Genomic DNA, 11991 nt, shown 5'->3' on the forward strand with positions numbered 1-11991 from the left:
TAGGGGTTCCTTGCCAGAGTTAACGTTTTCCGCTGTGCAGCCAGAACGGCTCCTGCGAAATGGCCTCGTTACGGAAATGCTCAATCTCAATATGCTGGCGGGTTTCAATGGCATGCTTCAGCCCCTGCCAGTTTTCCAGCCAGGCCTGGGTTTTAACGCCGTCATAAGCGCCGGAAAGCAGCAGCATGCTGTCGATGTTGCGCGACAGACGGGGAAGCTGATCGCCATACTGATCGCCGAGCGGATACGCGAAGGTACTCTTCAGCTCGGCGGCATGACGGGAAAGATGAATATCCGCGAAACGCTTAAAGTTTTCCGCGATTTTGGCTTCCGCTTTCGCATCCAGGAAGGCGCGCCAGCCGCGCGTCACCAGAAACTCGGTCAGCGCCAGTTTTGCCGTCGCGGCTTGCGGGCTGTAGATCACCGTTTGCGCCGATACGTCGGAGAGCATCAGCGTTTCGGTTTGCGTCAGCAGGTCACGTAAGTGAGCGCTCGCTTTGCGAGGAACAATACCGCCGAAGAGCGTCAGGGTATGGCGCACCAGGGCAATCGCCGCCAGCACGTGGGATTTCGCGTTTTTCACATTTCGCACCCACAGCTCTTCATGGTATTGCCACTGAGAAAGCGCCAGCTCCAGCGCGGCTTCCAGGCCCTGTTCAACGCTGGCTTTCGGCGCAACGTGCAGGATGGTCGTCTCTTTCAGCACGCGCGGCGCATTTCCGGCGGCCAGATGGTAACCCCGCGCGGCTTTACTCAGGCTTCCCTGACGCAGTCCGGACTGGTTCACCAGCCTGCGCGCCAGCTTCAGCACGTCATTCGCGTCCCCTTCCAGCAGCTCAAGCTCGAGTTCGCAAATCGGTTCCTGGCACTCACCCGCCTTCACGTCGCCCAGATCGAGGGCGATTTCGATGCGGCTTTTGCCTTCCGTCACCAGCCATTTTTCGCGCCAGAAATCAGTGCTGAACAGCGGCTGCACCTGTTCCGCCAGCGTGGAAGGCAGTTCGCCATCCGGCCAGACTTCCGTCGGGAAACGTTCCAGCTCAAGTTCTGGCTTGCTGATGTCGATATTGTATTCCGGGCGCTGATGTAAACCGCCGACCACGCGGCCGGCAATTTTCATCGTCATCTCGTAGCGCCCGCTCGCGCCGCGGATGCGCAGCCCCATATCGTGGCGGCGCAGCCAGTTGTCTGGCGTTTCGTAATAGATATTAAGCAGTTGTACCGGTGCATGGTGTTCGCCGGAAAGCGTATGCAGATGCTGGCGGAGTGCGTCAACGCTGTCTTTTTCGACGATAAACTTTAATTCGATTTCTTGTGCCATAGCCTTGTACTTTTGCGGGCGTCACAGACGCGTCAATGAGGGCGAACTTCCTCGCCATTTGTTTGTCAGTACATAGTATTTTGCGCCAAATTGCCATGCAATGAGCAATTTGTCGGGCGTAAATGTATAGAGTCGTGACACAGATGATTCTGATTGCTGACGAATGCTTTGCGTAGAGACACTGTTGCCACTACTATCGTTCCACTATTTATGAAAATAACGACTAATGATGCTTAAATTACGCCTGATTGGACTTACTTTACTCGCTTTTAGCGCCGCAACCGCAGTGCACGCTGAAGAGAAGCGTTACGTTTCTGACGAACTGAACACCTGGGTACGCAGTGGCCCTGGAGATAATTATCGCCTCGTGGGCACGGTGAATGCCGGCGAGGAAGTCACCCTGTTACAAACCAACGCGGACACCAACTATGGTCAGGTTCGCGACAGTACCGGCCGTACGTCCTGGATCCCGCTGAAAGAGCTGAGCACCGTGCCAAGCCTGCGCACGCGCGTTCCCGATCTGGAAAACCAGGTGAAGACTCTGACCGATAAGCTGAACAACATCGACGGCACCTGGAACCAGCGCACCGCTGAAATGCAGCAGAAAGTGGCGCAAAGCGACGGGGTGATTAACGGTCTGAAAGAAGAGAACCAGAAACTGAAAAACGAGCTGATTGTCGCGCAGAAGAAAGTGAATGCCGCTAATCTGCAGCTCGACGACAAACAGCGCACCATCATCATGCAGTGGTTTATGTATGGCGGCGGCGTGCTGGGCGTGGGTCTGGTGCTGGGTCTGGTCCTGCCGCATCTGATCCCAAGCCGCAAGCGTAAAGACCGCTGGATGAACTAATTCGTCTTCTCTGCCAGACTTACGTATCATTCTGGAAAAGAGAAAACGGGAGAGTTGGGCGTGAAGAGTTATCTGGTCGGTGGTGCGGTACGTGATGCGTTGTTAGGTCTGCCGGTCAAAGATAAAGACTGGGTGGTGGTTGGCGCTACCCCTGAAGAGATGCTCGACGCGGGCTACCAGCAGGTAGGCCGCGATTTTCCCGTGTTCCTGCACCCGAAAAGCCGTGAAGAGTATGCCCTGGCGCGTACCGAGCGGAAATCGGGCTCGGGCTATACGGGCTTCACCTGCTATGCCGCGCCGGACGTGACGCTGGAGCAAGATCTTCTGCGCCGCGATCTCACCATCAACGCGCTGGCGCAGGACGAGGACGGGCAGATCGTTGACGCCTATGGCGGTCAGGACGATCTGCGCAACCGTCTTTTACGTCACGTTTCCCCGGCGTTTTCTGAAGATCCGCTCCGCGTGCTGCGCGTGGCGCGCTTTGCCGCGCGTTACGCCCATCTCAGTTTCCGTATTGCCGATGAGACAATGGCGCTGATGACCGCCATGACAGAGGCGGGCGAGCTTGAACACCTGACGCCAGAGCGCGTCTGGAAAGAGACGGAAAATGCCCTCACCACGCGCAACCCGCAGGTCTTTTTCCAGGTCCTGCGCGACTGCGGCGCGCTGAAGGTGCTGTTCCCGGAAATAGACGCGCTGTTTGGCGTACCTGCCCCGGCAAAATGGCACCCGGAAATTGATACCGGCGTACACACGCTGATGACCCTGAGCATGGCGGCCATGCTCAGCCCTGAGGTGGACGTGCGCTTTTCCACCCTGTGCCACGATCTCGGCAAAGGCCTAACGCCAAAAGAATTCTGGCCTCGCCACCACGGGCACGGCCCGGCGGGGGTGAAGCTGGTCGAGGGGCTGTGCCAGCGTCTGCGCGTGCCGAACGAGATCCGCGATCTGGCGAAACTGGTGGCCGAGTTCCACGATCTGATCCACACCTTCCCTATTCTGAAACCGGCCACCATCGTTAAGCTTTTCGATAACATCGACGCCTGGCGCAAACCCCAGCGCGTCGAGCAAATCGCGCTCACCAGCGAAGCTGACGTGCGCGGTCGTACCGGGTTTGAAGCGTGCGATTACCCGCAGGGACGTTTATTGCGTAAAGCCTGGGACGTAGCGAAAGCGGTGCCCACGAAGGACGTTGTCGAAGCGGGATTCAAAGGGCCGGAAATTCGCGAAGAGCTCACGAAACGGCGAATTCAGGCGGTGTCGGACTGGAAGGAAAAGCATTGCCCTCAGCCGAAAGACTGAGGGCCATCGGTCAGAAGAAGACCACGTACACCGCAGCCGCCACGATAAAGCGATAGATCGCGAACGGAATAAACGAGATACGCTTAATCAGCTGCAGGAAGGTTTTAATGGCAATCAGCGCCACGATAAACGCGGTGATGAAGCCGACGGCGAACATCGGAATGTCGCCAGCCGTCAGGAAGTGATAGCTCTTATAGACGTCGAGTACGGTGGCGCCCATCATCATCGGCACCGCCAGCAGGAACGAGAACTCTGAGGCGGCGTAACGGCTTACGCCCATCAGCATCCCGCCGGAGATGGTTGCGCCTGAACGAGAGAAGCCCGGCCACAGCGCCAGACACTGGAAGCAACCAATGATAAACGCCTGACGATACGTCATATCGTCCAGACCTTCCGCGCGCGGCGTTTTTGGCTTCAGCACTTCCGCGGCGATCAGCAGGAAGCCCCCCACCACCAGCGCGTACATTACGTTAATCGGGTTAAACAGCGATTTGATGGCGTCGTGGAACACCAGGCCCAGCACCACCGCAGGGATCATCCCAAGCAGAATATGGATCAGTGACAGACGACCTTTACTGGCCCCCTCGTGCTGAGGCGGACGGCCAAAATGGATGCCGATCAGGCCAAACAGGCGACGCCAGAACATTACGACCACCGCCAGAATAGACCCCAGCTGGATCACCACTTCAAACGTTTTTGCGGTATCGCCTTCAAAGCCCAGCAGATGGCCAACGATAATCATATGGCCCGTACTGGAGACCGGCAAAAACTCCGTCAATCCTTCGACCACACCCAGTATTGCCGCCACCAGCAGCGAGTGCATATCGCTCATCTATAAACCCCTAAAAAGATATAAAAAAACGGTCGCCCCAACGGCTACCGTGAAAGATACAGCTTTAAGACCGGTATAACCTAAAATGGTTTAGCAATTATGACGTTAATTCTTGCCTTTCAGATTTGTGCCACGCTCAATAATGACGCCAACGTTGGCGGCGCGCACCACCGCTCCCGGCTTGCTCAGCTTGATGCGCACCCACGGTGAATTGAATTTTTTCAACAGCAATTCTGCGACTTCTTCCGCCACCCGTTCGACCAGCGCAAAACGTTGACCTTCAACGTGGGCGATGACCGCTTCACTGATATCGGCATAGCTCAGACAGTCGTTCACGTCATCGCTTTTTGCCGATTTGCGGTTATCCCATCCCATTTCGATATCGAACACCAGCTTCTGCTCGATGGTCTGTTCCCAGTCGTAAACACCAATTGTGGTGATTACCGAAAGTTGCTCTATAAATACAATATCCATCACGACCTGCCTGCTTTTTGGCTAAACCGGATACCACTTCCGGCGAATTATGCGTATTATCCACAGATGCTGAGAATACAGATACATTTTCAAAACGGAACAGCGTTATGAGTGCAATCGCGCCTGGAATGATCCTCCTCGCCTATCTTTGCGGCTCAATCTCCAGCGCCATTCTGGTCTGCCGCATTGCCGGGTTACCTGACCCGCGTGAAAATGGTTCCGGGAATCCGGGGGCGACCAACGTACTACGAATTGGCGGCAAGGGAGCAGCCGTAGCGGTTTTGATTTTTGATGTTCTGAAAGGGATGCTGCCCGTCTGGGGCGCCTATGCGTTGGGCGTTACGCCGTTCTGGCTGGGGCTCATTGCTATTGCTGCCTGCGTTGGCCATATCTGGCCCATTTTCTTTGGTTTTAAAGGCGGAAAAGGCGTTGCGACGGCCTTCGGTGCGATTGCACCTATCGGCTGGGATCTCACCGGCGTCATGGCCGGAACCTGGCTTCTGACCATTCTTCTGAGCGGCTACTCGTCGCTGGGCGCCATCGTCAGCGCGCTGATCGCCCCGTTCTACGTCTGGTGGTTCAAACCCCAGTTCACCTTCCCGGTGTCGATGCTCTCGTGTCTTATCCTGCTGCGTCATCACGACAATATCCAGCGCCTGTGGCGTCGTCAGGAGACCAAAATCTGGACGAAGCTCAAGAGAAAGAAAAAAGACGCTCCGAAGGGTTAGTTATGCCTTATAGCCAAATGTGATTTTGGTCACCTTCTGCCTGTGGTAACTGTTAGAGACACAACACAACCACACAAAAAGAAAAATGGCAGAAATCACAGAACCAACTCCCCTTTCAACGGCAGGAAGCACCCCGGATGGCGACATCCAGTGGGTGCGCAGCGCGTCGGACGTATCACGCCTCGTTAATGACGGCTCTCAGGGCCGGGCAAACGCCCGTATCGTGGTCAGTATCGCGCTGGGCGGTATTTTCCTCGATGCCTACGATCTGGGCGCGCTGGCGTTCGGCATTAAAGACATCACCCGCGAATTTAACCTGACGCCCGCCGGGACCGGTATGGTGGCCTCGGCGATTACCTTTGGCGCCATTGTCGGGGCGCTGCTTGGCGGCTATCTCACGGATAAAATCGGGCGCTACCGCGTTTTTATGGCTGATATGGTGTTCTTCGTGGTGGCAGCGATCGCCTGTGCGCTGGCCCCGAACGAATATGTGCTCGCGGGCGCCCGCTTTGTGATGGGGCTAGGGGTCGGGATCGACCTTCCCGTGGCGATGGCGTTTTTAAGCGAGTTCGCCAGGCTAAAAGGGCCCGGAAATAAGGCCTCCAGCGTCGCGATGTGGTGCCCCACCTGGTATGCCGCCATCAGCATTTCCTACCTGCTGGTGCTTTTCTTCTACGCCGTGCTGCCGGAAAGCCACAGCGACTGGCTGTGGCGTTTGATTCTCGGCTTTGGCGCAGTGCCCGCGCTGGTGATTATCGCCATCCGCAGCCGCTATATGAGCGAATCTCCGGTCTGGGCGGCGAATCAGGGCAACCTGAAAGAGGCGGCGTCAATTTTACGCCAGTCGTATAACATCAATGCCCACGTGCCGCAGGACGCGCTCGGCCAGCCCGCACCCGTCGTGAATAAAGCGAAATGGTCAAACTATCTGAACCTGTTCCGCGGCATCTACTTACGCCGCACGACGCTCGCCACGCTGCTTTCCGTCGTCTCGTCGTTTGCCTATAACGCCGTGGCGTTTGGCCTGCCGGTGATCATCTCCAGTTTCTTTGTCCAGTCGATGCTGACCACCATTCTGATCTCGCTGGCGCTTAACCTGCTGTTCGCGTTTGTCGGCGGACTGCTGGCGGTACGCTACGTGCCGCGCTTCGGCGCCTGGCGGATGTCGCTGGCGGGTTATGCCTGCCAGCTTGTCGCATTGCTTGGCCTGGCGCTGATTGGCCGACCGGAAGGTGCCTCTGAAGGCGTGCTTGCTGTGGCGATGCTGGCGCTTTTCCTGTTCGGTCAGGGCTTCGGCCCGGGCGCGCATACCATGACGTTCGCCTCCCTGAGCTACCCGACCTCGCTGCGCGGCGTGGGCGTGGGCCTCAACCAGACGCTGATGCGCAGCAGCTCGACGCTGTCGCTGTTTCTGTTCCCGCTGCTGGTGGCGTCGCTGGATACCGCCGTCTTCTGGGTGATTGCGCTGGCGCCGTTTATCGGCCTGGCGTCGCTGCTGGCGATCCGCTGGGAGCCGTCCGGGTATGACGTGGATGCGGAGGACTACCGGTAACGACACATCACTTCGGTGGGTTCACCCCGCCGAAGGGTTCTTACAAATCGTCGAGCAGCGTCCGGGAGAGTTTTTTTAGCGTCTCAAGCTCATCGTCATTCATCCGCATGTTGCAGCGAATCTGGTCCGGCAATGCCATCACCCGTTTCTTCAGGTCTTTGGCCTTGTCGGTCAGTACAACATTTTTCATCCTTTCATCACCCACAACCGCGATACGGTTGAGAAATCCTTTTGCCTCAAGCTTTTGTACAAGCGGGGTCAATGTGCCCGAATCAAAAAATGTCTTATCGCTGAGATCGCGAAGTGGGATGTTGTCTTTCTCATAAAGCGCCATCAAAACAACGAATTGCGGATAGGTTAGATCCATCTCTTGCAGTAAAGGGCGATACTGGCGAACGAACGCGTTGGTGACCGAGTACAGCGAGAAACAAAGTAAATCGTCTAGTGTTTTGTTTTCTTTCATTTTTCTATCAACTCCGAATCGGTTTCCTGAAAAAATTATAAATAATGTTTGACTAAAAGTATCTTGCGCGCAAGTATTATACCAACAACTAAATAGCGCACTACATAGTTATCTCATCCGATCAAATACGCTTAAAGAGGTACTACCATGAAAACACTAACCGCCATCCTGGTTTCTTCAGTCTTCGCGTCAGCTGCGGCATCCGCTCAAACCACCAATACCCCAACCCCGACCGCAGGCGTACAGGCATTTCTTAATGTTTTGAATTCCGGCAAGGGTAAGCCAATGGAACAGATGACCCCGCAGGAGGCCCGCCAGGTACTGATTGGCGCACAGCAAGGCGCAAAACTGCCGCCCGCTCAGGTCTCTGAAAAAACGATCCAGGTAAATGGCCAGGCGATAAAACTGAAAATAGTGAAACCTGAAAACGCCAGCGGCACGCTCCCCGCTTTTATGTTCTTTCACGGCGGCGGCTGGGTGCTGGGTGACTTCCCTACCCACGAACGCTTAATCCGCGACCTCGTTCGCGCTTCGGGTGCCGCTGCGGTTTACGTCGATTACACTCCGTCACCTGAGGCCCATTTCCCGGTAGCAATTAATCAGGCCTATGAAGCGACAAAATGGGTCGCCGGGCACGGTCAGGAAATTGGCGTGGACGGTAGCCGTCTGGGTCTGGTGGGTAACAGCGTGGGCGGCAACATGGTGGCTTCGGTGGCGCTGCAGGCCAAACAGTTCAATGGGCCAAAGATTCGCTACAACGTCATGCTCTGGCCGGTTACCGATGCGAACTTTGATACTGCCTCGTATAACCAGTTCGAAAATGGCTATTTCCTGTCGAAAAACATGATGAAATGGTTCTGGGATAACTACACCACCAGCGCTGCCGATCGCAACAATATCCTTGCCTCTCCGCTTCGCGCCAGCACCGCGCAGCTGAAAGGCTTCCCCGAGACGCTGATCCAGACAGCGGAGCTGGACGTTCTGCGGGATGAAGGTGAAGCATTCGGGCGTAAACTGGATGCGGCTGGCGTCCCGGTGACCGTCACGCGCTATAACGGCATGATCCACGACTACGGCCTGCTTAACCCGCTGAGCCAGGAGCCAACGGTGAAAGTTGCCCTTGAGCAGGCAGGTGCAGCATTGCATGAACACCTGAAGTAGGATCGTCATTCATCTACAGAGCACGGCCCCGGCCGTGCTTTTGTATTTCTCCTGCCTGGCCATCCATAAGCGACTCGTATGACAGCCTTCATTTCCGCCAGGGCATACTGAAACGTATCCCGATGGTGTGGAAATGGATGCAGCATGTTAGCAGCTCAGGTCACTGATAATACGTATAAAGGCTGGCAGGCGTCGCTTGCCCTGCAGTTTTGTCACACCCCTGAGAAAACCCTCCTGCACTCCGCCCACCACGTCGGGCCGCTCACCGTTCAACGTCCGTTTTACCCCGAAGGGGAAACCTGCCACCTTTACCTTCTGCACCCGCCCGGCGGGATCGTGGGCGGCGATACGCTGGACATTTCCGTTCGGCTGGACGCCAAAAGCCACGCGCTCATCACCATGCCCGGGGCGAGCAAGTTCTATCGCAGCAGCGGCCCGCAGGCGCGTCTGAACCAGCATTTTTACCTCGATGAAGATTCCACGCTGGAGTGGCTCCCGCAGGACACCATTATCTTCCCCGGCGCGAATGCCGCGCTGCGCTCCGTCTTCCACCTGAAGGCCTCCAGCACGCTGCTGGCGTGGGAGCTGTACTGCCTGGGGCGTCCGGTGATCGGTGAGACCTTTAGCCACGGCACGCTGGAAAGCCGCCTTGAAATCTGGGTTGAAGACGAACCGCGCCTGATCGAGCGTCAGCATCTTAGCGACGGCGATCTCACGCCCGTCGCCGGACATCCGTGGCTCGGCACGCTGCTGTTCTATCCGGCCAAAGAAGAACATCTCGACGCGGTGCGCGAACGGCTCGCACCGCTGGAAAATTATGCAGGTGCAACGCTCACCGATGACCTGCTGTCGGTGCGTTTTCTCTCCGACGACAACCTGATTTGCCAGCGGGTGATGCGCGACATCTGGCAGTCGCTTCGCCCGCTTCTCACCACCAAAAACGCCTGTTCGCCGCGTATCTGGCAGACATAAGAGAAACGTTATGGAACTGACCCCCAGAGAAAAAGACAAGCTGTTGCTGTTCACCGCCGCGCTGGTTGCCGAACGCCGCCTTGCGCGCGGGGTAAAGCTCAATTACCCGGAATCGGTCGCGCTGATCAGCGCCTTCATTATGGAGGGCGCGCGCGATGGCGAAACCGTCGCCTCGCTGATGGAAGCGGGCCGCCACGTCCTGAGGCGCGACCAGGTCATGGAGGGCGTTCCGGAAATGATCCCGGATATTCAGGTGGAAGCCACCTTCCCGGACGGATCGAAGCTCGTCACCGTCCACAACCCGATCGTCTAAGGAGCGCGTGATGATCCCAGGTGAATACCAGATCCAGCCCGGAACGATTGCCCTCAACGTCGGGCGTGAAACCCAACGCGTGGTTGTCGAAAATCACGGCGACAGGCCGATCCAGGTCGGATCGCACTATCACTTTTACGAGGTTAACCCGGCGCTGAAGTTCGATCGGGAAGCCACCAAAGGCTTCCGACTGAACATCCCGGCGGGCACCGCCGTGCGCTTCGAGCCCGGCCAGAAGCGGGAAGTGACGCTGGTTCAGGTCACGGGGGCGCAGCGCATTTTCGGCTTTCGCGGCGAGGTGATGGGCGAGGTGAAACATGGCTGAAATTTCGCGCCGGGCGTATGCCGATATGTTCGGCCCCACCACCGGAGATAAAGTGCGGCTTGCCGACAGCGAGCTGTGGATCGAAGTGGAAGACGATCTCACGGTCTACGGCGAAGAGGTCAAATTCGGCGGCGGAAAGGTGATCCGCGACGGCATGGGCCAGGGGCAGATGACCGCTGACGGCTGCGTGGATCTGGTTCTTACCAACGCGCTAATCGTCGATCACTGGGGGATCGTAAAAGCCGATATCGGCGTCAAGGACGGACGGATCTTCGCCGTCGGCAAAGCCGGGAACCCGGACATTCAGCCCGGCGTGACGATCCCCATTGGCGCGGCAACGGAAGTCATTGCCGCCGAGGGGAAGATCGTCACCGCCGGCGGGATCGACACCCACATCCACTGGATCTGCCCGCAGCAGGCGGAAGAGGCGCTGGTTTCCGGCGTCACCACCATGATCGGCGGCGGCACCGGACCGGCGGCGGGCACCAACGCCACCACCTGCACGCCGGGGCCATGGTATATCGCCCGCATGCTGCAGGCTGCCGATACGCTGCCGGTGAATATTGGCCTGCTCGGCAAGGGTAACGGCTCCAGCCCGGACGCCCTGCGCGAGCAGATTGCCGCGGGCGCCATCGGGCTGAAGATCCACGAAGACTGGGGCGCGACGCCCGCGGCAATTAACTGCTCGCTGGAGGTGGCTGACGAGATGGATATTCAGGTGGCGCTGCACAGCGACACGCTGAACGAGTCCGGGTTTGTCGAAGACACGCTGGCAGCCATCGCCGGACGCACAATCCACACTTTCCACACCGAAGGCGCGGGCGGCGGCCACGCGCCGGATATCATCACCGCCTGCGCGCATCCGAATATTCTGCCCTCTTCCACCAACCCGACCTTGCCCTACACGGTGAACACCATCGACGAGCATCTCGACATGCTGATGGTTTGCCATCACCTCGATCCGGATATCGCCGAGGACGTAGCGTTTGCCGAATCCCGCATTCGTCGTGAAACCATCGCCGCTGAAGACGTGCTGCACGACATCGGCGCGTTCTCGCTCACCTCGTCAGATTCGCAGGCCATGGGCCGCGTCGGGGAAGTGATTATCCGCACCTGGCAGGTGGCGCACCGCATGAAGGTCCAGCGCGGCGCCCTGCCGGAAGAGACCGGCGATAACGACAACTTCCGCGTGAAGCGCTATGTCGCCAAATACACCATTAACCCGGCGCTCACCCACGGCATCGCCCATGAAGTCGGTTCGATTGAGGCGGGCAAGCTGGCGGATCTCGTGGTCTGGTCTCCGGCGTTCTTCGGCGTGAAGCCTGCCACCATCGTCAAGGGCGGGATGATCGCCTGCGCGCCGATGGGCGATATCAACGCCTCGATCCCCACGCCGCAGCCGGTGCATTACCGCCCGATGTTTGGCGCGCTGGGCGCCGCGCGCCACGCTACCCGACTGACGTTTATCTCGCAGGCCGCCAGTGCGAACGGCATTCCGCAGCAGCTCAACCTGCAGAGCGCCACCGCGGTGGTGAAAGGCTGCCGGACGGTGAAAAAGGCGGACATGATCCACAACGGCCTGCAGCCGAATATCACCGTGGACTCGCAAACCTACGAGGTGCGCGTCGACGATGAACTGATAACCAGCGAACCGGCTGACGTTCTGCCGATGGCGCAACGCTATTTCCTGTTTTGAGG

General features: G+C 57.7%; 13 protein-coding genes. 9 read left to right on the forward strand and 4 right to left on the reverse strand.

What is annotated here, in order from left to right; genetic code table 11:
• Positions 1-19 precede the first annotated feature (19 nt).
• Positions 20-1321, reverse strand: coding sequence for an inorganic triphosphatase (locus tag LBF07_RS07915; RefSeq protein WP_094935303.1), 1302 nt, complete (start codon positions 1319-1321; stop codon positions 20-22).
• Positions 1322-1550: 229 nt separating this feature from the next.
• On the opposite strand from LBF07_RS07915, the gene LBF07_RS07920 reads away from it, so the two are divergent.
• A complete protein-coding gene (locus LBF07_RS07920; RefSeq protein ID WP_024906484.1) occupies positions 1551-2171 on the forward strand; it encodes a TIGR04211 family SH3 domain-containing protein in 621 nt (206 codons plus the stop codon).
• Positions 2172-2231: 60 nt separating this feature from the next.
• Positions 2232-3473 carry a multifunctional CCA addition/repair protein gene (locus LBF07_RS07925; RefSeq protein ID WP_039263025.1) on the forward strand — a complete coding sequence of 414 codons (1242 nt, stop codon included), beginning with the start codon at positions 2232-2234 and terminating at the stop codon, positions 3471-3473.
• Positions 3474-3483: 10 nt separating this feature from the next.
• Here the strand turns inward: LBF07_RS07925 and bacA are convergent, their stop codons facing one another.
• Both bacA and folB read right to left on the reverse strand, forming a co-directional pair.
• Positions 3484-4305, reverse strand: coding sequence for an undecaprenyl-diphosphate phosphatase (gene bacA / locus LBF07_RS07930; protein ID WP_033146670.1), 822 nt, complete (start codon positions 4303-4305; stop codon positions 3484-3486).
• A 105-nt stretch (positions 4306-4410) separates the two neighbouring features.
• On the reverse strand, positions 4411-4779 hold the full coding sequence (gene folB / locus LBF07_RS07935; protein ID WP_094935302.1) for a bifunctional dihydroneopterin aldolase/7,8-dihydroneopterin epimerase: 369 nt from the start codon (positions 4777-4779) through the stop codon (positions 4411-4413).
• A 107-nt stretch (positions 4780-4886) separates the two neighbouring features.
• On the opposite strand from folB, the gene plsY reads away from it, so the two are divergent.
• Positions 4887-5507, forward strand: coding sequence for a glycerol-3-phosphate 1-O-acyltransferase PlsY (gene plsY / locus LBF07_RS07940; RefSeq protein WP_048974922.1), 621 nt, complete (start codon positions 4887-4889; stop codon positions 5505-5507).
• Between the two features lie 85 nt (positions 5508-5592).
• Positions 5593-7059, forward strand: coding sequence for an MFS transporter (locus LBF07_RS07945; RefSeq protein ID WP_048979127.1), 1467 nt, complete (start codon positions 5593-5595; stop codon positions 7057-7059).
• Positions 7060-7099: 40 nt separating this feature from the next.
• Here LBF07_RS07945 and LBF07_RS07950 read toward each other — a convergent pair whose 3' ends face one another.
• Positions 7100-7522 carry a MarR family winged helix-turn-helix transcriptional regulator gene (locus LBF07_RS07950; protein WP_033146671.1) on the reverse strand — a complete coding sequence of 141 codons (423 nt, stop codon included), beginning with the start codon at positions 7520-7522 and terminating at the stop codon, positions 7100-7102.
• A gap of 147 nt (positions 7523-7669) precedes the next feature.
• Here LBF07_RS07950 and LBF07_RS07955 point away from each other — a divergent pair, with 147 nt between their 5' ends.
• The 5 genes from LBF07_RS07955 (at position 7670) to ureC (ending at position 11989) form a co-directional block, all read left to right on the forward strand.
• Positions 7670-8683 (forward strand): alpha/beta hydrolase, encoded by a 1014-nt coding sequence (locus LBF07_RS07955; protein ID WP_033146672.1) that lies wholly within the window; start codon positions 7670-7672, stop codon positions 8681-8683.
• A 144-nt stretch (positions 8684-8827) separates the two neighbouring features.
• Positions 8828-9655, forward strand: coding sequence for an urease accessory protein UreD (locus LBF07_RS07960; RefSeq protein WP_094935301.1), 828 nt, complete (start codon positions 8828-8830; stop codon positions 9653-9655).
• 10 nt (positions 9656-9665) lie between these two features.
• A complete protein-coding gene (locus LBF07_RS07965) occupies positions 9666-9968 on the forward strand; it encodes an urease subunit gamma (RefSeq protein ID WP_006811999.1) in 303 nt (100 codons plus the stop codon).
• Positions 9969-9978: 10 nt separating this feature from the next.
• The gene (locus LBF07_RS07970; RefSeq protein WP_045404057.1) at positions 9979-10293 is read left to right on the forward strand and encodes an urease subunit beta; all 315 of its coding nucleotides are present in this window, start codon (positions 9979-9981) and stop codon (positions 10291-10293) included.
• Positions 10286-11989 carry an urease subunit alpha gene (ureC, locus tag LBF07_RS07975; protein WP_094935300.1) on the forward strand — a complete coding sequence of 568 codons (1704 nt, stop codon included), beginning with the start codon at positions 10286-10288 and terminating at the stop codon, positions 11987-11989. The genes LBF07_RS07970 and ureC overlap by 8 nt, the downstream gene beginning before the upstream one ends.
• Positions 11990-11991: the final 2 nt, after the last annotated feature.

The sequence above is a fragment of the Enterobacter cloacae complex sp. ECL352 genome (assembly GCF_020149545.1).
Taxonomy (GTDB): Bacteria; Pseudomonadota; Gammaproteobacteria; order Enterobacterales; family Enterobacteriaceae; genus Enterobacter; species Enterobacter asburiae_B.

Excerpts from the sequence above, each read along its gene's own strand:
- bacA (WP_033146670.1), bottom strand. The coding sequence starts at position 4,305 with ATGAGCGATATGCACTCGCTGCTGGTGGCGGCAATACTGGGTGTGGTC.
- LBF07_RS07970 (WP_045404057.1), top strand. The coding sequence starts at position 9,979 with ATGATCCCAGGTGAATACCAGATCCAGCCCGGAACGATTGCCCTCAAC.
- LBF07_RS07945 (WP_048979127.1), top strand. The coding sequence starts at position 5,593 with ATGGCAGAAATCACAGAACCAACTCCCCTTTCAACGGCAGGAAGCACC.
- LBF07_RS07920 (WP_024906484.1), top strand. The coding sequence starts at position 1,551 with ATGCTTAAATTACGCCTGATTGGACTTACTTTACTCGCTTTTAGCGCC.
- LBF07_RS07950 (WP_033146671.1), bottom strand. The coding sequence starts at position 7,522 with ATGAAAGAAAACAAAACACTAGACGATTTACTTTGTTTCTCGCTGTAC.
- LBF07_RS07960 (WP_094935301.1), top strand. The coding sequence starts at position 8,828 with ATGTTAGCAGCTCAGGTCACTGATAATACGTATAAAGGCTGGCAGGCG.
- plsY (WP_048974922.1), top strand. The coding sequence starts at position 4,887 with ATGAGTGCAATCGCGCCTGGAATGATCCTCCTCGCCTATCTTTGCGGC.
- folB (WP_094935302.1), bottom strand. The coding sequence starts at position 4,779 with ATGGATATTGTATTTATAGAGCAACTTTCGGTAATCACCACAATTGGT.
- LBF07_RS07965 (WP_006811999.1), top strand. The coding sequence starts at position 9,666 with ATGGAACTGACCCCCAGAGAAAAAGACAAGCTGTTGCTGTTCACCGCC.
- ureC (WP_094935300.1), top strand. The coding sequence starts at position 10,286 with ATGGCTGAAATTTCGCGCCGGGCGTATGCCGATATGTTCGGCCCCACC.
- LBF07_RS07955 (WP_033146672.1), top strand. The coding sequence starts at position 7,670 with ATGAAAACACTAACCGCCATCCTGGTTTCTTCAGTCTTCGCGTCAGCT.
- LBF07_RS07915 (WP_094935303.1), bottom strand. The coding sequence starts at position 1,321 with ATGGCACAAGAAATCGAATTAAAGTTTATCGTCGAAAAAGACAGCGTT.